We start from the raw sequence: 24,402 nt of genomic DNA, 5'->3' as shown, positions 1-24,402 counted from the left end.
AAATTCAGTTTAACTACCTCCGTTAATCTCCTAACTGTAAATCACATTGGTTGAAGGATAGGAGGACTTAACAGATGATTACGAAAACTTCCGCCTTCACGGGGGGCGCAACTAAACTGGCGATTGAAGCTGAGGGACTCGTGAAAATATTTGGAACGAACCGGGCGGTAGACGGAGTGAACCTGAAGGTGGGGAGCGGGATGATTTATGGCGTCCTGGGACCTAACGGGGCAGGGAAAACGACGACGATCCGCATGCTGGCGACATTGCTGCGTCCAGACGCGGGTTCCGCCCGCATTTTTGGGCACGATGTCGTCAAGGAGCAGCATATTGTCCGTCAGCTGATCGGCGTGACCGGACAATACGCCTCGGTGGATGAAACGCTGAGCGCTACGGAAAATCTCGTCATTTTCTCCAGGCTGTTAGGCTTGGGGCGCAGCGAGGCTCGCCGGAAAGCAGCGGAGCTGCTGGAGGAGTTTGGGTTGTCGGAAGCGGCCAAGCGCCCGCTAAAGCACTTCTCCGGCGGGATGCGCCGGCGGCTGGATTTGGCAGCGAGCCTGATTGCCCAGCCGCCGCTCATTTTCCTGGATGAACCGACGACAGGGCTGGATCCGCGAACGCGGTCGCAGATGTGGGATACGATTCGCCGTCTTGTTGCGACCGGATCGACGGTGTTGTTAACCACCCAGTATCTGGATGAAGCCGACCAACTGGCAGACCGGATCGCCGTGATTGATCGCGGGCAGGTCATCGCAGAAGGCACTGTCGACGAGTTAAAGACCTCGGTGGGAGCCTCGTCGCTGCAGTTAAGAATTAAGAATCCACTTCATTTGGCAGAAACTCGCCGCATTGTGGAGCAGGTGCTGAAAGTGCCTTCCACCCTCACAGCAGAGGCAGGAAAAATTACCGCCCCGATGGCGGAGGCCGATCTGGTGACCGACCTCTTGATCGCCTTGCGCGAAGCGGACGTGGATTTGGCGGAATTAAGCGTTCAGAAACCAACGTTGGACGAAGTCTTTTTGACACTGACCGGGCGGGGCGTTGAAGAGAACACCGCAGGTCCTCAGGCTTATGTTCTTGATCAGAAGGGGGTAATCGCATGAGCAACACGGTTGTTAACGCTAAGGCCGCACGGCCATTAAAGAATCAAACCAGCTTCCGTCAATCGCTTCGTCACTCGTTGACCATGGCGTATCGAGGATTGTTAAAAATCAAGCGGACACCGGAGCAACTATTTGACGTGACGCTCCAGCCGATTATTTTCACGCTGATGTTTACGTATATTTTCGGCGGGGCGATCTCGGGGGATGTGATGAGCTACTTGCCGGTCATTATTCCAGGGATTCTGGTGCAAACCGTCATTTCCACCTCTGTCGTTACCGGAGTACAACTGCGCGAGGATATGGAGAAGGGCGTTTTCGACCGCTTTAAGTCGCTGCCGATTGCTCGGATCGCGCCATTGGCCGGAGCCTTGCTGGCCGATACGGTCCGCTATACGATTGCGACCGTCCTGACGTTTGCTATGGGATACATGATGGGCTTTCGTCCGGATGGGGGATTTGGTTATGTCGCTCTTGCGGCGCTGCTGGTGATCGTTTGTTCTTGGGCAGTTAGCTGGATCTTTGCTTTCTTTGGCGTTATCGCGCGAACCGCATCCAGCGTACAAGGGATATCGATGATCGTGTTGTTTCCGTTGACGTTCCTGTCCAATGCGTTTGTTCCGGTTGAAACGATGCCAAAATGGCTGCAATGGTTTGCCAACATCAATCCGATTTCGCATTTGGTGACAGCGGTTCGGGAGCTGGTGAATCATGGAACCATTGGTGGAGATATGCTGAGCTCTCTTATCGGAGCAGCCGTTATTGTAGCGGTTTTTGCACCGATTACGGTCCGCGCTTACATGCGTCGCACTTAAAAAAACAAGCCGGAAGACGAGAGGTCTTCCGGCTTGAGTGTTTTCGCTGGTTATTTCGTTCCCAGCGATTAGGCTTGATGAGCGGCAACTGCTGCGCAGAAACGCTCCAGTGCTTCTTCCAGCAACGAGCGTGGGCAAGCCAGGTTGATCCGCAGGAATCCTTCGCCGTTCTCGCCGTAGATGGAGCCTTCCGTGAAGGCGATTTTGGCTTCCTTATACATCACTTGCTTCATCTCAGCTTTTTTCCATCCCAGTGCACGGCAATCCACCCATAATAAGTAAGTGCCTTCGGATAGAACGGGGGCCACCGCTGGCAGATGCTCGGCGAGATAAGCGACGGCGAAGTCACGGTTGGCACGAATATAGGCTAGGACGGCGTCAAGCCAATCCTCGCTTTGCGTATACGCTGCGATGGTCGCCGTAGGACCGAAAAAGTTCAGCGAACCGATGGCTTGCGCTTTGATCCGTTCGGCAAATTGTTTGCGGATGGCCACGTTTGGAATGATCGTATAAGCCGTCGCGAGGCCAGGGATGTTAAACGTCTTGGAAGGAGCCGCGCAGGTAATTGTGATTCCGGCAAAGGGTTCAGACAACGATGCAAACGGCACATGACGGTATTCGGCGAAGACCAAATCGCAGTGAATTTCGTCCGAGACGACCTTCACTCCATATTTCAGGCACAGCTCGCCAACCCGTTCCAGCTCCTCACGGGTCCAGACCCGTCCGCCGGGATTATGGGGGCTGCACAGCAGCATCAGCTTCGCGCCGCCTTGCATCAACGATTCCAGATGATCGTAGTCCATCCGGTAACGTCCATCCTCGAGAACCAACGGATTTTCGGCAACTTCGCGTCCGTTATTGCGAATGACATCATAGAACGGATTATAGACCGGGGATTGCAGGATAACCCGATCTCCCGGTTCGGTTAATACCTGAACGGCTACGCTGAGCGCAGGCACGACGCCTGGAGTGTCGGTCAACCAGGACGGATGAACGTTCCAGCCATGCCGGCGCTCCAGCCAGCCGGTGATAGCCTCCAGGTATTCTTTGGGCCGGGAGGTGTAGCCGTAAATCCCCAGCCTGGCCCGTTCCGTGACGGCTTGGACAATGGCCGGCGCACAACGGAAATCCATGTCCGCTACCCACAAAGGCAATACGTCCGGATTCCCAAACAGCTCCTTTCCAAGATCCCATTTCTCGGAGTAGGTTCCTCTCCGCGGCACACGTTCGTCGAAATTATACGTCATCTCTTTGTTCCTTTCCTTTCCCATAGATGCAGGTTATCTCTAGTCGTGTCGGGCTTATTTCGGAAGAGGCTGGTACCCGTCGATAATCAGTTCCAGCTCGCCTGTCGTGGAATCAATCAGCAACCCGTGAACAGGAACATCTGCAGGAAGGAGCGGGTGCCTCTTAACGATATTGACGGTCCGAATGATCCCTTCCTTCTCGTTATCGAAACCGCGCAGCCATTTGTTTAGCTTGATGCCGGAATTCTCGATCGTGTTCAACGTGTCGTCGCTGATACCCCGTTCCCGCATGGAGCCAATCATCCGGTCCGAATTGAGCGCAGCCATACCGCAGCCGGTATGACCAACGATGAATACTTCCTGGGCATGTAATTCGTAGATCGCAACGAGAAGACTACGCATGACGCTCCCAAAAGGCTGGGAAATGATTGCGCCGGCGTTCTTGATCAGCTTCACATCGCCGTTGCGCAGGTTCATCGCTTTCGGGAGCAATTCGACGAGCCGCGTATCCATACAGGTCACGATCGCCATTTTCTTCTCAGGAAATTTATCCGTTACATATTTCTCGTATTCCTTCTCCTCGACAAATTTACGGTTGAACTCCAGTATCGACTGCAATTGATTCATGTTACTACCTCCTCGTATAGTATCTTTAAAAAGCTCTTTTAGGTTCATTTCCATCCCCCCGGGGGATGGAAAACAGCCTCCAAATTTCCAGCTTGTTCTTTGAAAATTCCATCAGGGACTGGACTTTCCGGTATGCCTCTGGACAATGGAACGTAGGGTCCATTCGGGGAAATCCTTCTGCCTCCAGTAGCATCGTCTACTCCTTAAGTCTGTTTCTCCGGTACGCGTCTGAGCTTCTTACCCGCTGGCTGTTCCCTTCGGCATCCCATGCCCGGTTTTAGCAGATCCGGGGCAGCTCATGGCCCGAAGTGTGTCCTCATACGCGAGGGTGATAGATCTGCGCGTGCGCCGGAGGCATCCCGGAGCGTCCATTCCCTGAATCCCTAGCGAAAGGAGGAATTTCACTTGAAGCTTTTTGTCGGTATTGACGTGAGCTCGCAAGAGCTCGAAGCGTGTTTCATGAACGCTGACGGTGACAAGCTTGAGACACTCACCGTCAAAAACAATTTGAATGGCGCCTCGCACTTGCGTGACCAAATCGTCGCTGCAGCGGACAAGTTGGCCGTCACCGAGATTCACATCGGCTTGGAAGCCACTTCCGTCTACAGCTGGCACCCTGCCATGTACCTGCATCAGGATCCAGCGCTTCGAGAGCGCAAGGCCAAGGTGTTCACCTTGAACCCCAAGCTCATCAGCAAGTTCAGAGAAGCCTATGCGGATATGGACAAGACCGACCGGCTCGACGCCTGGGTCATTGCGGATCGCCTGCGCTTCGGCCGCCTGACGACCACCATCGTCATGCAGGAGCAGTATGTCGCCCTTCAACGCCTCACGCGCATGCGTTTCCACTTGGTCCATAACTTGGCTCGCGAGAAGCAGTACTTCTTGCAGAACCTGTTCTACAAGTGCAATGCGTTTACAACCGAGGTCGACAGCTCCGTGTTTGGCCATGCGCTCATGGAGATGCTCTCCGAGAAGTTCAGCCTCGATGACATCGCCGAGATGGACGTGGCCGATCTGGCCGACTATCTGCGGGACAAGGGACGCAATCGTTTCCCCGATCCCGAGCGGGTCGCCCGCTGCATTCAGCAAGCTGCCCGCGCCTCCTATCGGCTGTCCAAGGTCGTGGAGGATTCGATTGACCTGGTGCTCGGCACCTCCATCGAATCCATCCGCAGCATCCAGAAGCAGCTCAAGGATCTCGACAAAGCGATCGAGCGGGTCCTCGACGGCATTCAAGGCGCTCAGTGCTTGCTGTCAGTGCCCGGCATCGGCAAAGTCTATGCAGCCGGTCTGCTCGGCGAACTCGGCGATATTGAACGGTTCAAGGATCAAGCCGCCGTCGCCAAGTACGCGGGTCTGACGTGGCGCAGGCACCAGTCCGGCGTCTTCGAGGCGGAGGACACCGCCCGCATCAAATCCGGCAACCGATTCCTGCGCTACTACCTCGTTGAAGCTGCCAACTCGGTTAGGATGCGCGATGAAGAATTCGGTGAATATTACCGGAAGAAGTATCACGAAGTGCCCAAGAATCAACACAAACGCGCCCTCGTCTTAACGGCAAGAAAACTCGTGCGTCTGGTCGATGTGCTGCTACGCAGCGGCCAACTCTACACGCCTCGAAGGAAGGTGAATAGCGCCAAGGATTAACGCCTCCTTTGCCTTAGTCCTTCACGAATTCCCAGTAAAAATCTGGTATCTGACATGGTTTTTGGCTGGGCTTGGTTTGATGCGCCCTTTTTTCGTGACTCCGCGCTCAACAGGCACGGGAAATTTCCAATTCGATTAAATCAACAGCTTGACATCATACCGCTGGACTTGTTTGTTGTTGGCACGAATACGGCGAATTACCGGCGGTCTACCAATGGAATATTGGATTTGTAAAACTGGGACGGCCCATCCAAGCGGAACGTCCCGGTTGCTTCTTCCCCTTTCAAGGACAGCTCCTCTTCAAAAAAAACAGCCTGCATTTTGTCAATCCAAAATGGGTAGGCTTCATTGTCCATGGGAATATCATATGGACCCGGTTCGGATACGATGTTCAGTACGGGAACACCGCTCATGCCGCAGCCGCAGTTTTCCGTATCGTAGACGAGGCGGAGCAAGCCAGGCTGGCCAGCTAACTTGTCGTCGATCATTTTTTTGGCCGTTGCGTTAAGCGTGATTTTCATAAGGAAGAGGCAACTCCTTTACATCAAAATAAAATTTCAATAAAAATTAACGAATTCGTCTACTTAAAATTTGATTATACGTTTAGTTAAAAGTATCATCAAGAGTAGCAACTATATTTCACCAGTAAAGGCGGGAGTTGTCATGAAACAGGAAACGGTTGAGAAATGGGAGCTCTTTCGGGAGCTTCTGCAGAAGATTCATGCATACGGGGAAGCGGTCGCGCTGATGAACTGGGATTTACGCACCGGTGCACCGCGCAAAGGGGCGGAGACCCGGGCAGCGACCATCGGATTGTTGTCCACGGAAGCTTTTAAGCTGCAAACGTCAGCCGAGATGGGCGAGTACTTAGCTTATTTGAACCAGCCTGCCGTCCTGGAGGAATTGGATGATGTGAAGCGCCGGATGGTGCTCGATGTGCAGGAGGAATACGACCGAAGCGTCAAGATTCCGCCACAGAAATTCCGCGAATATACGGAGCTGACAGCCCATGCCGAAACGGTGTGGGAAGACTTTAAGGAGAACAGCGATTTCGCCGGCTTTGAACCTTATTTAACGAAAATCGTGGCAAAGATTCAGGAGTTTATCGACTACTGGGGTCCGAAGGCTACGCGTTATGATACGTTACTACATATGTATGAACCGGACCTGACTACCGAGAAACTCGACCAGGTCTTCGGCCAGCTACGCGATCGGCTCGTTCCATTGGTTGAGGCGGTGGCTGGGGCTAAGAATAAGCCGGAAGCTCCTTTCCTGAACCAACTGTACGACACGCAGCAGCAAGCGAAGTTCAGCCGGTTCCTGCTCGAACAAATCGGCTACGATTTTGCAGCTGGACGGATTGACGAAACGGTTCACCCGTTCCAAACAACGATCAACCATGGCGACGTGCGGATCACTACCAACTACAAGCAGGATGATGTCGCCAGCGCCATCTTCAGCTCCTTGCATGAGGGCGGGCATGCGCTTTACGAGCAGAACGTATCGGTGGAGCTGGCCGGAACGCCGCTGGGCCAAGGTACGTCGATGGGCATCCATGAGTCCCAGTCCCGTTTCTGGGAGAACTTCGTTGGGCGCAGTCTGCAATTCTGGCAGCGGTATTTCGGAGAATTGCAGCAGCATTTTCCAAAACAGCTTAAGGATGTTACGCCGGAGCAGTTCTTCCGCGGCATCAATCGTGTAGAGAACTCGTTAATCCGGATTGAAGCGGATGAACTGACTTATAATTTGCATATTATTATCCGCTACGAGATTGAGAAGATGCTCTTTAATGAAGGGTTGCCGGTCAGCGAGCTGCCGAAGGTATGGAACGAGAAATACCGCGACTATCTCGGCTTGACTCCCCCTAACGATGGGTTTGGCGTACTGCAGGACGTGCATTGGTCGGCCGGTCTGTTTGGGTACTTCCCATCCTATGCGCTTGGCAATATGTACGCAGCCCAAATCGCCAATACGCTGCGGAAAGAGCTGCCGCAATTTGAAGAACTCATCGCCGAAGGGAACTTCCAGCCGATCAAGGAATGGTTGACCGACAGAATCTACAAATACGGCAAGAGCCGGAAACCGTCGGAGCTGATCCTTGCGGTCACCGGCGAAGAGTTAAACCCGGACTATCTCGCAGATTATCTAGAACAGAAATTCAAAAGCATTTACGGCATCTAAAGCGATGCCGGTCGAAAGCTGCCCCTAAGGCGGATTCATCCGCTCTTAGGGGCAGCTTTTTTTCGTACATCGAACTTGGAACGCCCCGGCACGGCTTAACCTTTTGTTAGGCCATCGCATAGTATTTAGTGTATCTTCTGGCCAACCGCTAGACATCGATTGGCTATGAAACCCCATTTAGAAGGAGAGGTGAATGGCATGAACAACGTAAGAAAGGGGTTATGGATCGCGCTCATCGTCCTCCTGACCGCAGCGCTAAGCGCTTGTGGAGGAAGCGGCAAAGCACAAAAGGTCAAAATCGGGGAAGTCACCCGTTCCGTATTTTATGCCCCTCAGTACGTCGCATTGGAAAAAGGTTTCTTTAAAGAAGAAGGACTGGACGTGGAGCTGCAAACAACGGCGGGTGGTGACAAAACGATGACGGCATTGCTGTCGGGGGCCATCGACGTGGCGTTGGTCGGAGCCGAGACGTCGATTTACGTGTATCAGCAAGGCTCCACAGATCCCGTGATCAACTTCGCTCAATTGACGCAAACCGACGGTACCTTCCTGGTTGCCCGGGACTCCGCCGAATTTGATTGGGAGATGTTGAAGGGGAGCGTCTTTCTGGGTCAACGGAAGGGAGGCATGCCGCAAATGGCCGGCGAGTTCACCCTGCGCAAGCACGGGATCGATCCACATCAGGATCTGGAGTTAATCCAGAATGTGGACTTCGCCAACATCACGGCTGCATTCATATCGGGAACGGGACAATTCGTTCAGCTGTTTGAACCCCAAGCCTCCATCGTGGAGAAGGAAGGGAAAGGATACGTCGTCGCTTCCTTTGGTACGGAGAGCGGCAGGCTGCCCTATACGGTATTTATGACCAAGCAGAGCTATATCAAGGATCATTCGGAAATCGTCCAGAAGTTTACGAATGCGATTCATAAAGCCCAACGCTGGGTTCAATCGCATACGCCGGAAGAAATTGCCGAGACGGTTGCGCCTTATTTTAAAGATACGGACATGGAGATCTTGGTCAGCTCGATCAAGCGGTATCAGGAGCAGGGAAGCTATGCAGAAACGCCGGCTTTGGCGGAGGACGCCTGGAACAACCTGCTTGACGTGATGGAAAGCGCCGGAGAACTCAATGAACGGGTGGAAGCGGATAAGCTGGTGGATAACAGCTTTGCCGAGCAAGCCGTCAAATCCGTCAAATAACATGAACGTGAACGGAAAAGGAGCGTGAGCGCTTTTGCCATCTGTCGTGGAACTGAAAAACCTAGATCTGGTCTACGTGACGGACCGGGAGGCCGTCCTCGCCTTGCAAGGGATGAATTTAGCGGTAGAGCCTGGCGAATTCATCAGTTTGGTTGGTCCCAGCGGTTGCGGAAAGACCACGCTTCTTTCCGTCATGGCTGGTCTGCTGGCCCCATCCCGGGGAGAGGTGCTCCTGCACGGCAAACCGGTAACGGGCCCCACCCCGCAGGTGGGGTATATGCTGCAGCAGGATTACTTGTTCCCGTGGCGGACGATTCTGAGCAATACCGTACTGGGGTTGGAACTGACCGGAAGGTTAACGCCGGAAAGTGTGGAGCACGCGCGGGCGTTGCTGGCCGAAATGGGGCTCGGCGATACCGCGAAATTGTATCCCCATCAGCTGTCGGGCGGAATGCGCCAACGGGTGGCCCTTGTGCGAACGCTGGCGACCGATCCGGAGCTGCTGCTGCTGGATGAGCCGTTCTCAGCGCTGGACTACCAGACGAAGCTACAGCTGGAGGATTTGGTGTGGGGGACGCTAAAGCAGCGGAAGAAAACGGGCGTATTGGTGACCCACGATCTATCGGAGGCGATCGCGGTCAGCGATCGGGTGATCGTGCTGGCCCCCAGACCAGGGCGAATTCGCAGCATGTACGAGATCCCGGAGAATATCCGGAAAGCCCAGCCGTTTTATGCCCGGGAGGCCGAAGGCTTCAATGAACTATTCCATGAAATCTGGCGCGATCTGGAGACGTCGGAAAGGAGGGATAGCCATTGGCACCGCCCGTGACGAAACCGGCCGCTTCAGAAGCCTGGCTGCAGGAGAAATGGCAGCAATACCGCAAACGCAAACGTCAGATGAGCCGTTACGTGCTGAGTGTACAGATCTTAATCCTCGTGTTGTTTGTGGGATTATGGGAGCTTGCAGGCCAATTGAAATGGATTGATGTACTGATCTTCAGCTACCCGTCCAAGGTAGGACGGCAGATCGTGAAGGATGCGCTAAGCGGAGAATTGTGGCCGCATCTGGCGATGACGGTTGGTGAAACGGCAGTAGGTTTCCTGCTGGGGACCCTGATCGGCACATTGCTTGCCGTGCTGATTTGGTGGTCACCGTTTCTATCGCGTGTGCTGGATCCTTACATGGTCGTGTTCAATAGTATGCCGAAGGTAGCGCTGGGTCCGATCTTTATCGTCCTGTTTGGCGCCGGCTTCACCGCGATTGTGGTCACAACGTTATCAATTACAGTGATTGTAACCACCCTCGTCGTCTTTAACAGCTTCAACGAAGTTGACGCGAACTTTGTAAAGGTGATTCGCACGTTTGGGGGGAGCCGGCGCGACGTGTTTTTGAAGGTAATCCTGCCGGCTTCGTTTCCAACCATCGTGTCTACGTTGAAGGTGAATGTGGGGATGGCTTGGGTCGGAGTCATCGTTGGAGAATTCCTTGTTGCCCGAATCGGCCTCGGTTACCTCATCGTTTACGGATTTCAGGTGTTTAACTTTACGCTGGTGCTGTCAAGCCTCGTAATCATTGCCATCGTGGCGACAGCGATGTACCAGCTGGTCGTTTATATCGAACGGAAGCTGGTAAGGGAGCGGTAACGCTCCCTTTTTGCATTCGAGCAGGAGGAGGGAGCTTCGCCGTAGTCTTTACCTGATTATACCGTTTCGACCGTTGAACAGAGCTGGGACGAATGAAATATATCTGATTGTGTGGGAGCGTGAAATCAAGTAGGATATTTTCATAGATCGCTTTCGACAAAAAGGGTGAGAATTCATGGGTTTTCGAGTGATCAAAACGGCCATTGCCACGCTAATGGCAATATTTATTGCGGATGCCTTAGGGGTGCCTGGTGCCAATTCGGCGGGACTGCTGGCGATTTTAGGGGTCGACGTCACCCGCAAGCGCAGCCTGGCATCGATAACGGCACGTTTTTTTGCTTCAACTTTGGGGTTGTTGCTTGCTTTTGGCATCTTCTACTTCCTCGGGTTTCATATTTGGGTGCTGGCCATTTACATCCTCGTCGCTTTCCCATTGATCGCTCGCGCGGGCTTCAAGGAAGGGATTGTGACCAGCTCCGTTGTCGTGTTCCGCGTATTCAGCGGCGGGGAGATCTCCTGGCACGTGCTGTTAATCCAGGTGGAGCTGCTGATCATTGGGTTGGGTTCGGCCATGGTCGTTAATTTTCTGTACATGCCCAAAACGGAAGACAAGCTGCTGGAAACTCGGCGTGAGGTGGATGCCTTGTTTTCCCGTATCTTTCAAGAGATTGCCGCTTCGCTGCGCGATCCCTATCGCTTATGGGATGGCAAGGAGATCACCGATGCGGCCCGAAAGATCGATGAGGGCTACGCGCTCGCGAAGCGGGCAGCCGAGAACCAGATGATCTCGCCCAACGAGGCGTGGACGGCGTATTTTATCATGCGCAAAGAGCAGTTAAGCCGGATCGAAGGGATGCTGGAGCTGATTTCGCAAGTGTATCAACGTATCCCGCAAGGCGAATTTGTGGCCGTGTTGTTTGACCGGCTTAGCGTGGATGTAAATCAAGAGGAATATACGGGGATTACGGAGCAGATGCTTACGGAGCTGGAGGAGGAGTTCAAGAAAATGGAGATGCCTTCAACCCGTGAGGAATTTGAAATGCGTTCAGCCATTTTGCAGCTGTGCCGGGAACTTTCCTTATATCTGGCTGTCTCCAAAAAAAATAAAGCCCCCATTCCACGAATAGCGGAGAAACGGGGAGCAAAACGAAAACAGGCGTCGATAAAATAGTTGTCACCCTAGACGAATGTCCTGCATACACTTGTATTGAATGATGTATGGAGGAGGTTCTAACATGTCATTGAAATATCAAAGTAGAGAGATCATCACGAAAGCGATCTGCGGCAAAGGTCGTAAGTTCTCTACCGTAACACATACCGTGACTCCCCCTCATAAACCGTCGAGCATCCTGGGGGCCTGGATCATCAACCACCAGTACGAAGCGGTCGCTGCGGGAGACGGAATTGAAGTTATTGGTACTTACGATATTAACATCTGGTATTCGTACGACAAAAACTCGCAGACTGAGGTCGCCAAAGAAACGGTATCTTATGTTGAGAATGTTCCGCTGAACTACTTGGATTCCAGACACCGTTCGTCGACGGTGGAAGTGTCCGCAGAAGCCACGCAGGAACCGAGCACCGTCGAAGCCACCGTATCGGGAGACGGCCGCGTATCCATTCGGGTGGAACGCGAATTCGCGGTGGAACTGGTTGCCGAAACGAAGTTGAACGTGCTTGTTGTGCCGAGCAGCGGCATCGATGACAAGGACTACGATTTCGGCTCCGAGCTCGGCGATTATGAAGATTTGGATCCGGATCTCCTCGACGACGAACTGTAATTCGAGTAGGAAGCAAGAAGGCAAAGGGGTAAGTACCAACTGTTTCAGTGTACACTGTAGCATATGCGGCAGGGGCGTCGTCGAAGAGGGCGGCTGCCCTCTTTTTGTTTTTATTTTTTTGAAAAAACCTCTAACGAAGACAGGGGATGAACTCAGTGGTGAAGGATGAGCACCTCGTACTAAAAATCCGTCTGGGCTCCAGCGCGTTCAAAGCTCGGCTACTGCAGGCGTTGGAACGTATGAGCAGCCCCTACCGGGTGTTGAAAGGACCGGAATCGTCCAGCGGGTCGTTATCACGCGCCTATTCGAGTTCCGGCGGGAAGCCAGCGGGCGCTGCTCCGGGAAAACGGCTCGCGCGAGCCGCAGCAGATGCTTCCCAATGGATCTACTATGGCCGCGAGGAGGCGTATTGGGGCGGCCGGGTACAAGAGATCGTGCTGGGCCGGCCGATGCACTCGCTGGAAGACTGGCGCCGCCGGCTCGAAGCGGCTGGGCTGAAGCCAACATCGCAGGTACGAAACGCTCATGCGGCCAGGGGCACTACTGCGTCTTATATCCGCCGCTTTGCCGTTACGGTATTCCATTTGCGGGCCTGGGACATTCGGCCGCTTGGCAAAGCCGGGCAAGCGCTCCCGCTCCTGGGGGAAGCAATGTCTCCAGATTCGCCACTCTATAAACGCCTGGCAAATACGGCCGTTCGGGCGTTATACGCCGTTGGACTCGACTTTGGCGAAGTGGTGATCTCGGCCGGGGAAGAAGGGCGGTTTACGGTGGATTCGATCACCCCCGTCTCGGAGATCGGGAGTGCGGCAACCAAGGCCATCGCCCAGGCGATGCGGGGAACCTTGGAGGAACAGGAGAAGCTGCAGGAATTGCCGGCAGAGCGGTTGATTGGGATGGACCCGGAGTTTTTGCTGTTTGATCCGACCCATAGGAAAGTCGTTCCGGCTTCCCGTTATTTGCACTTTCACGGGGAAGCGGGTTGCGATGTGCTGCGATATCGCGGGCAGCGGTTATTTCCGCTAGCGGAGCTGCGGCCACGCCCCGGCAAGGAACCACGCGATGTGGTTATTCATTTGCTGCGCGCGTTTCGTGAAGCTCGAGCTTCTATTGAAGATCAGGAGCTGATTTGGCAGGCGGGAGCGATGCCGCAACGCGGTTTTCCGCTAGGCGGACACCTGCATTTCAGCGGAGTGCTGCTAACCCCAGAGCTGCTGCGGACGCTTGACAACTATCTGGCGCTGCCGCTGGCCCTGCTGGAGGACCCCCGAAGTGCGCCCCGCCGGCCGAAATACGGGTTTCTTGGCGATTTTCGGATTAAGGAGTACGGCGGCTTCGAATATCGCACTTTACCCAGCTTCCTGATCTCTCCGCTCGTCACCAAAGGGGTCGTGGCGTTAGCGTGCCTAATTATCGAGAATGCGGATCGGTTAAAGGCAAGACCGCTGGAAAAGGATGCGGTTTGGACGGCGTTTTATACCGGCAGAAAACAACCGCTTCGCGAAGCGTTACCCCGCTTGATCACCGATATCCAAAAGGTTCCGGACTATTCACGATATCAGGGATACATCGCGCCATTGCTTGATGCCGTTCAGTCCGGTCATGTCTGGGACGAAACTGCGGATATCCGCCCCGCCTGGAAATTGCAAAATCCTTCATAACCGGGTTGCCCTTTTCTGTTATAATAGGATTCTATGAAAGACCTAAATGCGCTTAGGTTAATTGGAGGGGAATCATGGCTACCTACACGCCGATGATTGAGCAGTATCTACGGATTAAGGCGGAAGCGCAGGACGCGTTTCTGTTTTTCCGGCTGGGCGATTTCTATGAAATGTTCTTCGAGGATGCGATCCTGGCTGCGAAGGAGCTTGAGATTACACTGACCGGACGGGACGGGGGCGCCGAGGAGAAAATTCCGATGTGCGGTGTTCCCTACCATTCGGCAGACAATTATATTCATCGATTGATTGAAAAAGGGTACAAAGTCGCGATCTGTGAACAAATGGAGGACCCGTCGCAAACCAAAGGCATGGTGCGGCGCGAAATCGTCCGGGTCATCACTCCGGGGACGATTATGGAAGGGAAAACGGTCGGCGAGCGGACGAACAACTACATCGTATCGGTCACCGAACGGCAGGGGATGATGGCCCTGGCTGCCTGCGACCTGTCCACGGGGGAGCTGTACTCGACGTCGGCGCCATCCAACAAAGAGTGGCTGCGTGACGAGATCGGCTTATACGACCCGGCGGAAATCATCGGGGACGCCGAGTTATTGGATTGGATCGCTGGACAAGCTGCACCGCTCAGCAAGCCGGTCGTGTATACGCCTTGGGCGAAAGCGAAGGAAGACACGGCTCGCTCGTTGTTCGGCGAGGCGGAATGGATTCGCCTTGAGCCGGAGCGGCGTGACAATATCGCTGTCCTTGTCGGCTATTTAAGCGAGACGCAGAAGCGTTCGCTGGGTCAACTCACGAAAATATCGGCTTATGAGCCCGAGCATTTTATGATTTTGGACCCGTTTACGCGGCGGAATTTGGAATTGGTCGAAACGGTTCGCGAGCGTTCGAAGAAAGGTTCGCTGCTGTGGTTGCTCGACCGCACGGAAACGTCGATGGGCTCTAGACTGTTGCGGCGCTGGATCGACAAGCCGCTGCTGCAGAAAGCGCGGATCGAGGAACGCTTGGAAGCGGTGGAGCATCTGTACAGCGCATTTATTTTGCGTGAGGATCTGCGCGGCGCTCTGCAGGATATTTACGATCTGGAGCGGCTGGTGGGACGCGTCGCCTTCGGCAATGCGAACGGCCGGGATTTGGTCGCTCTCAAGACATCCCTGCTTCAGGTGCCGGCGATTAAGACGCTATGCGCGGATTCGTCATCGAACACGCTGCGTCGGATCGCTTCGGCGATGGATGAGTGTGCGGATCTGGCCGACATGATTGATGCGGCGATTGCTGACGATCCGCCGGTGTCGGTGCGGGATGGAGGCCTGATCAAGGCAGGGTATCATACGCGATTGGACGAGCTTCGAGAGGCCAGCGTCAACGGCAAACGCTGGATTGCCGAGCTGGAAGCAGCTGAACGGCAAGCCACCGGGATCAAATCGCTGAAGATCGGCTACAACAAAGTGTTCGGATATTATATTGAAGTGACGCGGGCCAATCTGTCTCTACTCCCGGAAGGGCGGTATGAACGGAAGCAGACGCTGGCGAATGCCGAACGTTTTGTGACACCGGAGCTGAAGGAGAAGGAAGCGCTGATTCTCGAAGCCGAGGAGAAAATGGTTGATCTGGAATACACGTTATTTAACGAGCTGCGTGAACGGATCGCCGCCGATATCCCTCGTCTGCAGAAGCTGGCCGAGCAAATTGCTGAAATCGATGTGCTGCGCTCGCTGGCGCAGGTGGCATCGGACAACAGCTTTGTGAAGCCGAAGCTGACCGACGGCTACGATTTCATTGTGGAGCAAGGCCGGCATCCGGTGGTGGAAGCGGTGATGAAGGATACAGCATTTATCGCCAACAGTACGGAGCTCCGCAAGGACGAGGCGAGCATCCTGCTGATCACGGGTCCTAACATGGCTGGAAAGAGCACGTATATGCGGCAGGTTGCGCTGATTTCGATCCTGGCGCAAATCGGCAGCTTTGTGCCGGCGTCCAAAGCGGAGATTCCGCTGGTCGACCGCATTTTCACGCGGATTGGGGCAGCAGACGATCTGATTGGCGGGCAAAGCACCTTTATGGTGGAGATGGCCGATATTCAGATCATGACGGAAAAGGCCACCCCGCGCAGCTTGATCATCATCGACGAGCTGGGCCGGGGCACCTCGACCAGCGAAGGGATGGCGATTGCGCAGGCCGTGATCGAATACGTCCACGACCGGATTGGCTGCAAGGCGCTGGTGTCGACGCATTTCCATGAGCTGGCTTACCTGGAGCACAGCCTTCGCGGGCTGAATAACTACAGCATGGCGGTGCAGGAAAGCGGCGACAAGGTGCACTTCCTGCGCAAATTGATCCCCGGCGCGGCCGACACCAGCTACGGCATCTACTGCGCGCGGCTGGCCGGCCTGCCGGATGAGATCATCGGCCGGGCGTACGGGCTGCTGAAAGAGCTGGAGGAGAAAAGTCCGTTGGCGGACGGGGGCAGCGTTGCGGGGGCTGGTTTAACCTCTGGGACAGCAACGGTGGATGTGGCTGCAACAGCCGCAGCTTCTTCGCAGGCGGCTCAGCCGCTTGTGACGAAGGAGCAGAACGATCAAGTAGTGCGGGTAACGGCAGCAGCTGCAGGAGCAGCTGTGGGTACGGCTTCAGCGGATGCTGCTGCAGCTTCGGCAGCAACAGAGGCTGTGGCTGAGATGGAAGCTGCGGCTACGGCTGAGCCGCTTGCCGGTGAAGTTGGCCCGGTCGTGCAGCTTTCGATGTTTGGCGACGATGAGCCGCTGGTTCAAGCAAAGCCAGCCGCTCAGGCGCCGGAAGATCCGGCAACACGTACGATCATTAACCTGATTAAAAATGCCGATTTGGTGAACATGACACCGCTGCAGGCTATGCAGCTGGTCAATGATCTGAAGATGAAGGCGAAGGATCTGTAAACGTACGGTAGGTACTAGGAAGTCAGTTACAGAACGGAACAGGGGCAACGTTGTACGATGATTTTGAGGAACCAAACGGTTTATGTGTGATGATATCTATGCATGGGCACCACCACGGCTTGGGAAATTGTCCGCTCGGTGCCATTGTGTATGAAATTTCGAATAGAATGAAGTTCAGTTCCGCGGTTTTAGCAGAATGTATATGAAAAATCGAATAGATTGGAGCGAAATCCCGGACATGCCCCGGATTATGTATGAAATTTCGAATAGAAACGGCGATTTGGTCGTTTTTTTCGGGAATATATATGAAATTTCATATAGATTTGTCCAGATTTCGTAAGATCGGTCAAACAAGGAGGGAGGGAATAGCTATGGCAAAAATCGCAATATTAGACGAGCATATCGCTAACCAGATTGCCGCTGGGGAAGTGGTCGAGCGCCCGGCTTCGGTGGTCAAGGAGCTGGTGGAGAACGCCATTGACGCAGGGGCTACCAAAATCGAGGTCGCCGTTGAAGAGGGTGGAATGCAGCTGATCCGCGTGACCGACAACGGCTCGGGGATTGAACCGGAGGATTGTGAAACAGCGTTTTACCGCCATGCGACAAGTAAAATTACCTCCGGACGCGACCTGTTCCAGATCCGGAGCCTCGGGTTCCGCGGTGAAGCCTTACCCAGTATCGCGGCGGTCGCCAAGGTTCGGCTGGTCTCTTCAAGCAACGATTCCGGGCTCGGGCGGGTGATTGAAATCGAAGGCGGCTCGTTGAAACTCAATGAGGACATCGCTGCCCCGCAAGGAACGGATATCGTGGTCAAGGAATTATTTTACAATACACCGGCAAGGCTGAAGTATATGAAGACGATCCAGACCGAGCTGGGGCATATCTCTGATACGATGTATCGTCAGGCGCTGGCTCATCCTGAGATTGCTTTTACGTTGCGGCATAACGGCAATACGTTGCTGCAAAGCCCGGGAGGCGGCGATCTGCTGCAGGTCATTGCGGCCGTCTATGGCGTGAATGCCTCCAAAGGAATGGTGCCGATTGAAGCGGAGGATCTGGATTACCGGGTGACGGGGTATATTGGGCGTCCGGATTTGGCGCGGTCCAGTCGCTCGGGCATGTCGACGATTGTGAACGGCCGGTATATCCGGAATCAAGGGCTTCATCAGGCGATTTTGCGCGCGTATCACACGCTGTTGCCGATTAATCGGTATCCGCTGGTGGTGCTCATGCTGGAGATGCACCCATCCTTGGTTGACGTGAACGTGCATCCGTCCAAGCTGGAGGTGCGCTTCAGCAAGGAGCCGGAGCTGAACAGTTTTGTGGAGAACAGCGTGCGCGCTGTGCTGTCCGGGCAGGTGCTGATCCCGCAAGTCGTGCGTCAGACGATCGGGAAAGGCCCGAACCGCTCCGTGATCCAGGAGCAGTTCCACTTCCCCGCGCCGCCTCTAGGCGCGGAGGAGGGCGCTTCCGCCGCCGGCCAGACGGCTGCGGCGGCGGAAAGCACGCTCCGGCCGCCGGGCAATGGCGGCGTGGAGCGTGGCGCAGCCCCGCGGTCCGCGGGCGCGGACCGCGGCTGGGCCGGGGCGCCTGCGAGCGGCGCCCCGATGGGCGGCGCACCGAGCGCAGCCGGTGCGCCCGGTGCGGGCGGCGCGCTGCCGCGCAGCGCCGCCTATGACGCTCCCGCAGCGGCCGAAGGCCTGACGCTGCGGGAGCGGGGCGCAGCCGGCGCCGGCACGTACGGCGCCGCGCCAAGCCAGGCCAAGCCGCAAGGCGGGCTTGGCCAACCAAGCGCCGCCGCCTACGGGGGCGGCGGCGAGCGGCAGCCGCTGCCATCCGAGCGGCTGCAGGAGATGCCGGAAGCGTTGTACGGCTCGCCTGCGGCGGCGCCGGAGCTTCCGGCGTTTCCCGAGCTGTCCTTGATCGGACAGCATCACGGGACCTACCTGATCGCCCAAAACGATCAGGGGCTCTATATCATCGACCAGCATGCCGCACATGAACGCGTAAATTACGAATACTATTACGAGAAGTTTGGCCGCCCGGCCGATGCTTCCCAGGAGCTGCTCATTCCGATTACATTGGAATTTACCCCATCGGACAGCGCCAAGCTGCAGGAGCGACTGCACTGGTTCGAACAGGTTGGGGTTGTGCTCGAGCATTTCGGCGGCGGCACCTTCCGTGTGGTTGCGCATCCGTACTGGTTCCCGCAAGGAGAGGAAGCGAGCATTATTGAAGAAATGGCCGAATGGGTGCTGAACGAACGGGCCATCGACCTGGCCAAGCTGCGAGAGGCTTCATCCACGATGGTCTCGTGTAAGGCGTCGATCAAGGCGAACCAAAAGCTGACGCCGGAAGAGGCGAACACGCTGATTCGCCGGCTGGCTGCCTGCAAACAGCCGTACACCTGCCCGCACGGGCGGCCGATCATCGTTTCGTTCTCCACGTATGATTTGGAGAAGCTGTTTAAGCGGGTCATGTAACCAACGCAAACGGAGGAATTCATCATGTTAATTACCACGGGAGACCATGAATCGCCCGCCGTCGTGCTCAGGGCGCGGGAACTAGCCCAGTTGGCCCGCGTTCCGTATGTCCCGCGCGGCCGGACATCGCTCGCCCGGTTGGCCGAACGTCATGGCGACAGCGACATTCTGGTGGTCCTGGAGCAAGGAGCCCGTCTGCATCGGACCGGCCGGGAAACGATGACGTTTCACCCCAGCATGGCGTTTGTCCGGGCGAAACGGCTGTTTAAAGGGGAAAGCGACGCGATGCTGGACGCTGCCGGAGTGGTTCCCGGCGACGTCATCATCGATGGTACGGCAGGACTCGGGGCCGATGCGATGATCTTTTCGATTGCCGCAGGGGCTGAGGGGAAGGTATTGGCCTTGGAGGATTCCTTGCCGCTTTGGGCCTTGCTGTACGAAGGGCTGAAGCACTACGAGTCCGGTCTGCCGGCTTTTGACGAAGCGCTGCGGCGGATCGAACCAGTACATACGAACCACTTGGACGCGCTCCGGGCGATGCCCGACAAGAGCGCAGATATCGTTTACTTCGACCCGATGTTCCGCGATCCCATCACGGAATCGTCGTCCATTTCACCGCTGCGGGCGTTTGCCAATCCGAACCAACTCGATCCGGAGGCGGTGAAGGAGGCTTGCCGGGTTGCTCGGAAAGCGGTTGTCCTGAAAGAGAAGCGCGGGAGCAGTGAATTTGATCGACTTGGGTTTCAGGCGATCAACCGCTCCCATACTAAAATTGCTTATGGAGTGATTTCGCTTGACCCGAAACGATAAACCGAAACTGCTTGTGCTGCTCGGCCCAACAGCGGTCGGCAAAACGAAGCTCAGCATCGAGCTGGCGCGGGACCTGTCTTGCGAAATCATTTCCGGCGATTCCATGCAGGTCTACCGGGGGATGGACATCGGCACCGCAAAAATCACCAAGGAAGAAATGGGCGGCATTCCGCATCATCTCATCGATGTGCTGGATCCTGACGAACCGTTTTCCGTCGCTTTATTTCAGGAGTGGTGCCGTAAGCTGATCCCGGAGATTACCGAGCGCGGGCATCTGCCTTTTATCGTTGGCGGGACGGGGTTGTACATCGAATCGGTCTGTTATGAGTTTCAGTTTACGGAAGCGGGGGCGGACGAAGAATTCCGCGCCCGGCAGCAAGCGTTCGCTGAAACCTATGGCGTCCAAGCGTTGCATGCCAAATTGGCGGAGGTCGATCCCAAATCGGCCGAACGTCTGCATCCCAACGATGTGCGTCGGGTGATACGGGCGTTGGAGATTTTTCGTATAACAGGAGAGACGTTATCGTCCCAGCTTGAGAAACAGCAGAAGCAATCCCCTTATGAGCTTTGCCTCATCGGTTTGACAATGGACCGTCAAATGCTTTATAAACGTATTGAGCGGCGAATTGACGAGATGCTGCGGCTTGGCCTTGTGGATGAAGTTCGCGGACTCCTGCGGAAAGGATACAGCCGCGATGCCGTTTCGATGCAAGGTCTGGGGTATAAGGAAATCGTCGAACATCTGGTGGACGGCGTTCCGTTGGAAGCTGCGGTGGAGAAGCTGAAACGGGATACACGCCGATTTGCCAAGAGACAGCTTTCCTGGTTCCGCCACATGAAGGATATCAACTGGATTGACGTCGGCGACGGCGAAAATTTTTCCGGGATTTTGGCGGCGGCCCATGCTATAATAGCAGGAAAGTTTCCCGCTGATCTTGAATATAATTCTAAACACTAATTGATTCCTATTGGGGGTACGGCTATGAATAAGACCATTAACATCCAGGATACATTTTTGAACCAATTACGGAAAGAGAGCATCCCGGTCACCGTATTTTTGACGAACGGCTTCCAGATCAGAGGGACGATTAAAGCGTTTGACAACTTCACGATCGTCATTGACAGCGATGGCCGCCAGCAAATGGTGTACAAGCACGCGATCTCGACGTTCCAGCCGCTGCGGAATGTATCGCTCATGCAGGAATCGCAAAACGAGGATTAAATCAGGCTGAAACTTTTTGAACTTCAATACGTTAAGAGTATAGGATGAAGATGGAGCAACCTGAACCAAGGTTGTTCTTTTCTTTCCAGGCACTTTTAAGCCAGGAGCTTAGGACCTGCCGAAGTCGTTCGGTCAGGTGATGTTCAAAAATCACTCTGCTGTCATCGATTCCATCATCGAACGAACGCTTGTGCGGTGATATGATAGGTTCAAAGCGGAAGGCCCTGCGCCTTACGCCGCTGAACTCTGGGCGTGGTTGGTAACTTCCATTCACGCACATGATAGAGAGAACAACCGCATGTGGCCGATTTTTGAACATCGACTTAAGCGAAATGGCAGGAAGGGAGTCAGAACAAACCATGTCTAGCCAACGCCCATCCAGGCTGCAAAGAAGCGGCAAGCCGGACAAAAAGAACAAAGCGCCGAAAGCTCATAAAAAGAGAAAGCTGACGGCCAAACGCGTGTTATGGACTTCATTTTTTACGATTGCTTTTGCGGTTTTCTGCGCAATTGCAGGCTATATGTACATTACGGTCAGCGGCGAGAAGATCCTGATGCAAAATGAGGACAAGCTGATGGTTTACGAAACGACGAAGGTCTATGACCGCAACGGGGTACTGATGGGCGAATTGTCCATCGACAAAAGCGAACCCGTGGAATCAGACCAGATTCCGGAGCTGCTGAAGCAAGCGTTCGTGGCAACGGAAGACCGTCGTTTCTTCGATCATAAGGGTGTGGATTTATGGTCGATCGGCCGGGCGGCTGTGAAAGATATCGTGGCCCGCTCCCTGGTTGAAGGCGGCAGTACGATCACCCAGCAGCTGGCCAAGAACATTTTCTTGAGCGCGGACAAAACGTTCTTCCGGAAGGCGACGGAAATGTCGATTGCCTTGGCCTTGGAACGCCACAGAACGAAGGATGAAATCCTGACCTTATATTTGAACCGGATCAATTTCGGTGGTACGGTATATGGAATCAAGGCAGCATCGATTCGTTATTTCGGCAAAAGCGATTTGAATAAACTCGACTTGTGGGAAATGGCTACGTTAGCGGCGATGCCGAAGGGACCGTCCCGATACAATCCGCTCAAAAACCCTGAACTGTCCAAGGAACGTCGCGCAGTGGTACTCGAGCTGATGTATCAGGAAGGATATATTACGGCAGAGCAACGGGACGAAGCTAAGGCGGTGGATTACAACTACGAGCCGCCGGCCACCAATCAAAGCTATCTCGCCTTTAAAGACTATGTCGTGGAAGAAGCCGAGGAGAAATTTGGGTTAACCGAAGACGAATTGAACCGCGGCGGCTACAAGATCTACACGACGATGGATGCGAAAGCGCAGAAAGCGTTGGAGAAAGCCTTCGCCAATGACGATTATTTTGAGAAGAGCAAGGATGACCAACAAGTCCAAGCTTCTATGGTTATCATGAACCACCAAAATGGCAGTCTCGTCGCATTGCTGGGCGGCCGGGATTACCAGCGTAAAGGGTTCAGCCGGCTGGACAGCCGCCGTCAACCGGGCTCGGCGTTTAAGCCGATCGTATCGTATGCGCCGGCTCTGGAATCCGGCAAATTTACGCCAAACTCGCAGATCAGCAATGAGAAGCAGTGCTTTGGCGACTATTGCCCAACGAACCTGCATGGATATTCCAAGACGATCAACATGACTGATGCTTTGACGAAGTCCGAGAATATCCCAGCCGTCTGGTTGCTGAACGAAATTGGCGTAAGCACCGGGGTCAAATATGCCGAGGCGATGGGGATTAAAATGGACAAAAATGACCGCAACTTGGCCATCGCACTGGGCGGTTTAACCTACGGTACGAACACGCTCGAAATGGCCGGTGCCTACAGCGTATTCGCCAATGGCGGTCTGTACAATCAGCCATACTCGATCAAATCGATTGTTGACCACAACGGCGTGGAGAAATATAAATACAATGCGCCTAAGCCAAAACGGGTCATCAGTGAACAAACGGCTTATTACATGACCACGATGTTGCAAAACGTCGTTAACGACGGTACCGGGAAACGAGCTAAATTGGATCGCCCGGTTGCCGGTAAGACAGGGACAACGCAACACGGGATCCCGGGGCTGAAGAGCAGCAAAAACCGTGATGTCTGGTTTGTCGGTTATACACCGGAGTGGACCGGGGCTGTCTGGATGGGGTACGATAAGCCGGACAAAGATCATTTGCTGAACGGAAGCAGCGGCCAGACCGCGGCCTTGTTTGCCGCCGTCATGAAGGAAGCGCTGAAGGGCGAGCCTGTGAAGCCGTTCCCGGTTCCGAAGAACCTGCAGCCGGAAGAGCCGGAGGAGCCAGAAATCGCAGCGCCAACAGGTTTAAATGCCTCCTATAATCCGGATACGGGAGCGGTATCCCTCAGCTGGACCGGCGTTGAAACCGCGGATGCGGTATATCGTATTTACCGCCGGGAAGCATCCGAATCCAGCTTCACTCATATTATGGATTCCGTGACGACCGAGGCTGAAGATATCAGCGTCACGCCGGGTACCGGCTATGTGTATTACGTCACGGCGTATGATCCGGTAAATGCGGTGGAGAGCGAACCTTCGAACAATGCTCAAGTGCTGATCGACAGCGTGGAGCCGCCAACCGACGAAACGCCTGTTGGACCGGATCCAGGTACTCCTCTTGATCCTAATCTGCCCGACGGCGGAGGCGGAGATCAAGGCTTCCCGCCAGGAAATGGCCAAGGGAATGGGAATGGCCAGAACAATGGAGGAAATGGCAATGGGAATGGAAACGGTAATGACGGTTCGAATGGGAACAACGGTAACGGACAAGGCAACGGGGGAGGCAACACCGGGAACCCAACGGATGATCTCCCCATGGATGATGATGACGGAGGTGTGATCGTTCCGCCGGCCGATGGCGGGGACGGAACCGGCAACACGGATATTCCAGCAGGAACTACGGACGGAACCGTAGGAACCGGAGGATAACGGCTGTTCATCTGCTGTCTTTGTTCAAGCGAATCAACCCTCAGTCCTCGCGTAGGCGTGACTGGGGGTTGTTTTTTAAGAT

At 54.7% G+C, this 24,402-nt stretch carries 19 protein-coding genes; 16 read left to right on the top strand and 3 right to left on the bottom strand.

The genetic code is table 11. The features are described 5' to 3' along the window. The first annotated feature begins 74 nt into the window (after positions 1-74). Positions 75-1,103, top strand: a complete 1,029-nt coding sequence (locus tag U9M73_RS06780) for an ATP-binding cassette domain-containing protein (protein ID WP_323076606.1) — start codon at positions 75-77, stop codon at positions 1,101-1,103. After that, complete coding sequence (locus U9M73_RS06775; RefSeq protein ID WP_009226575.1) at positions 1,100-1,915, top strand: ABC transporter permease; 816 nt, start codon at positions 1,100-1,102, stop codon at positions 1,913-1,915. The genes U9M73_RS06780 and U9M73_RS06775 overlap by 4 nt, the downstream gene beginning before the upstream one ends. Positions 1,916-1,983: 68 nt before the next feature. On the opposite strand, the gene U9M73_RS06770 is transcribed toward U9M73_RS06775, so the two are convergent. Further along, the gene (locus U9M73_RS06770) at positions 1,984-3,162 is read right to left on the bottom strand and encodes a MalY/PatB family protein (RefSeq protein WP_036646379.1); all 1,179 of its coding nucleotides are present in this window, start codon (positions 3,160-3,162) and stop codon (positions 1,984-1,986) included. Between the two features lie 54 nt (positions 3,163-3,216). Continuing rightward, entirely contained in the window at positions 3,217-3,789 is a 573-nt protein-coding gene (locus tag U9M73_RS06765; protein ID WP_009226577.1) for a beta-class carbonic anhydrase, read from the bottom strand. Between the two features lie 405 nt (positions 3,790-4,194). On the opposite strand from U9M73_RS06765, the gene U9M73_RS06760 reads away from it, so the two are divergent. After that, complete coding sequence (locus U9M73_RS06760) at positions 4,195-5,439, top strand: IS110 family RNA-guided transposase (RefSeq protein WP_016310842.1); 1,245 nt, start codon at positions 4,195-4,197, stop codon at positions 5,437-5,439. A gap of 197 nt (positions 5,440-5,636) precedes the next feature. Here U9M73_RS06760 and U9M73_RS06755 read toward each other — a convergent pair whose 3' ends face one another. Beyond that, on the bottom strand, positions 5,637-5,960 hold the full coding sequence (locus U9M73_RS06755; protein ID WP_009226578.1) for an iron-sulfur cluster biosynthesis family protein: 324 nt from the start codon (positions 5,958-5,960) through the stop codon (positions 5,637-5,639). A gap of 142 nt (positions 5,961-6,102) precedes the next feature. Here U9M73_RS06755 and U9M73_RS06750 point away from each other — a divergent pair, with 142 nt between their 5' ends. From U9M73_RS06750 to U9M73_RS06690, 13 genes are all read left to right on the top strand, one after another. Continuing rightward, positions 6,103-7,620, top strand: a complete 1,518-nt coding sequence (locus U9M73_RS06750) for a carboxypeptidase M32 (RefSeq protein ID WP_323076605.1) — start codon at positions 6,103-6,105, stop codon at positions 7,618-7,620. A gap of 198 nt (positions 7,621-7,818) precedes the next feature. Beyond that, complete coding sequence (locus tag U9M73_RS06745) at positions 7,819-8,820, top strand: ABC transporter substrate-binding protein (protein ID WP_036646375.1); 1,002 nt, start codon at positions 7,819-7,821, stop codon at positions 8,818-8,820. A 34-nt stretch (positions 8,821-8,854) separates the two neighbouring features. After that, positions 8,855-9,649 (top strand): ABC transporter ATP-binding protein, encoded by a 795-nt coding sequence (locus U9M73_RS06740; RefSeq protein WP_323076604.1) that lies wholly within the window; start codon positions 8,855-8,857, stop codon positions 9,647-9,649. A 68-nt stretch (positions 9,650-9,717) separates the two neighbouring features. Next, positions 9,718-10,464 carry an ABC transporter permease gene (locus U9M73_RS06735; protein ID WP_244268292.1) on the top strand — a complete coding sequence of 249 codons (747 nt, stop codon included), beginning with the start codon at positions 9,718-9,720 and terminating at the stop codon, positions 10,462-10,464. Between the two features lie 175 nt (positions 10,465-10,639). After that, positions 10,640-11,635 carry an aromatic acid exporter family protein gene (locus U9M73_RS06730; RefSeq protein WP_323076603.1) on the top strand — a complete coding sequence of 332 codons (996 nt, stop codon included), beginning with the start codon at positions 10,640-10,642 and terminating at the stop codon, positions 11,633-11,635. A 64-nt stretch (positions 11,636-11,699) separates the two neighbouring features. Next, positions 11,700-12,245 carry an outer spore coat protein CotE gene (gene cotE, locus U9M73_RS06725; protein ID WP_260071912.1) on the top strand — a complete coding sequence of 182 codons (546 nt, stop codon included), beginning with the start codon at positions 11,700-11,702 and terminating at the stop codon, positions 12,243-12,245. Between the two features lie 146 nt (positions 12,246-12,391). Next, positions 12,392-13,906 (top strand): putative amidoligase domain-containing protein, encoded by a 1,515-nt coding sequence (locus U9M73_RS06720; protein WP_323076602.1) that lies wholly within the window; start codon positions 12,392-12,394, stop codon positions 13,904-13,906. Between the two features lie 74 nt (positions 13,907-13,980). Next, on the top strand, positions 13,981-16,836 hold the full coding sequence (mutS, locus tag U9M73_RS06715; RefSeq protein ID WP_323076601.1) for a DNA mismatch repair protein MutS: 2,856 nt from the start codon (positions 13,981-13,983) through the stop codon (positions 16,834-16,836). Between the two features lie 371 nt (positions 16,837-17,207). Beyond that, positions 17,208-19,319 (top strand): DNA mismatch repair endonuclease MutL, encoded by a 2,112-nt coding sequence (mutL, locus tag U9M73_RS06710; RefSeq protein WP_323076600.1) that lies wholly within the window; start codon positions 17,208-17,210, stop codon positions 19,317-19,319. A 24-nt stretch (positions 19,320-19,343) separates the two neighbouring features. Further along, the gene (locus U9M73_RS06705; RefSeq protein ID WP_260071897.1) at positions 19,344-20,129 is read left to right on the top strand and encodes a class I SAM-dependent methyltransferase; all 786 of its coding nucleotides are present in this window, start codon (positions 19,344-19,346) and stop codon (positions 20,127-20,129) included. After that, a complete protein-coding gene (gene miaA, locus U9M73_RS06700; RefSeq protein ID WP_323076599.1) occupies positions 20,113-21,087 on the top strand; it encodes a tRNA (adenosine(37)-N6)-dimethylallyltransferase MiaA in 975 nt (324 codons plus the stop codon). Before U9M73_RS06705 ends, miaA begins: the two co-directional genes overlap by 17 nt. 24 nt (positions 21,088-21,111) lie before the next feature. After that, entirely contained in the window at positions 21,112-21,351 is a 240-nt protein-coding gene (gene hfq / locus U9M73_RS06695) for an RNA chaperone Hfq (protein ID WP_260071896.1), read from the top strand. Between the two features lie 359 nt (positions 21,352-21,710). After that, positions 21,711-24,320, top strand: coding sequence for a transglycosylase domain-containing protein (locus tag U9M73_RS06690; protein ID WP_323076598.1), 2,610 nt, complete (start codon positions 21,711-21,713; stop codon positions 24,318-24,320). The last annotated feature ends 82 nt before the right edge of the window (positions 24,321-24,402 follow it).

The sequence above is a fragment of the Paenibacillus phoenicis genome (assembly GCF_034718895.1).
In the GTDB taxonomy this organism is placed as follows: domain Bacteria; phylum Bacillota; class Bacilli; order Paenibacillales; family Paenibacillaceae; genus Fontibacillus; species Fontibacillus phoenicis.
Note: the sequence above shows the minus strand (reverse complement) of the source record. Positions and strands in the feature narration are given on the sequence as shown.

Excerpts from the sequence above, each read along its gene's own strand:
- U9M73_RS06720 (WP_323076602.1), top strand. The coding sequence starts at position 12,392 with ATGAACTCAGTGGTGAAGGATGAGCACCTCGTACTAAAAATCCGTCTG.
- U9M73_RS06730 (WP_323076603.1), top strand. The coding sequence starts at position 10,640 with ATGGGTTTTCGAGTGATCAAAACGGCCATTGCCACGCTAATGGCAATA.
- U9M73_RS06735 (WP_244268292.1), top strand. The coding sequence starts at position 9,718 with ATGAGCCGTTACGTGCTGAGTGTACAGATCTTAATCCTCGTGTTGTTT.
- U9M73_RS06765 (WP_009226577.1), bottom strand. The coding sequence starts at position 3,789 with ATGAATCAATTGCAGTCGATACTGGAGTTCAACCGTAAATTTGTCGAG.
- U9M73_RS06750 (WP_323076605.1), top strand. The coding sequence starts at position 6,103 with ATGAAACAGGAAACGGTTGAGAAATGGGAGCTCTTTCGGGAGCTTCTG.
- U9M73_RS06755 (WP_009226578.1), bottom strand. The coding sequence starts at position 5,960 with ATGAAAATCACGCTTAACGCAACGGCCAAAAAAATGATCGACGACAAG.
- U9M73_RS06705 (WP_260071897.1), top strand. The coding sequence starts at position 19,344 with ATGTTAATTACCACGGGAGACCATGAATCGCCCGCCGTCGTGCTCAGG.
- U9M73_RS06690 (WP_323076598.1), top strand. The coding sequence starts at position 21,711 with ATGTCTAGCCAACGCCCATCCAGGCTGCAAAGAAGCGGCAAGCCGGAC.
- U9M73_RS06780 (WP_323076606.1), top strand. The coding sequence starts at position 75 with ATGATTACGAAAACTTCCGCCTTCACGGGGGGCGCAACTAAACTGGCG.
- mutS (WP_323076601.1), top strand. The coding sequence starts at position 13,981 with ATGGCTACCTACACGCCGATGATTGAGCAGTATCTACGGATTAAGGCG.
- mutL (WP_323076600.1), top strand. The coding sequence starts at position 17,208 with ATGGCAAAAATCGCAATATTAGACGAGCATATCGCTAACCAGATTGCC.
- U9M73_RS06745 (WP_036646375.1), top strand. The coding sequence starts at position 7,819 with ATGAACAACGTAAGAAAGGGGTTATGGATCGCGCTCATCGTCCTCCTG.
- cotE (WP_260071912.1), top strand. The coding sequence starts at position 11,700 with ATGTCATTGAAATATCAAAGTAGAGAGATCATCACGAAAGCGATCTGC.
- U9M73_RS06770 (WP_036646379.1), bottom strand. The coding sequence starts at position 3,162 with ATGACGTATAATTTCGACGAACGTGTGCCGCGGAGAGGAACCTACTCC.
- U9M73_RS06775 (WP_009226575.1), top strand. The coding sequence starts at position 1,100 with ATGAGCAACACGGTTGTTAACGCTAAGGCCGCACGGCCATTAAAGAAT.
- hfq (WP_260071896.1), top strand. The coding sequence starts at position 21,112 with ATGAATAAGACCATTAACATCCAGGATACATTTTTGAACCAATTACGG.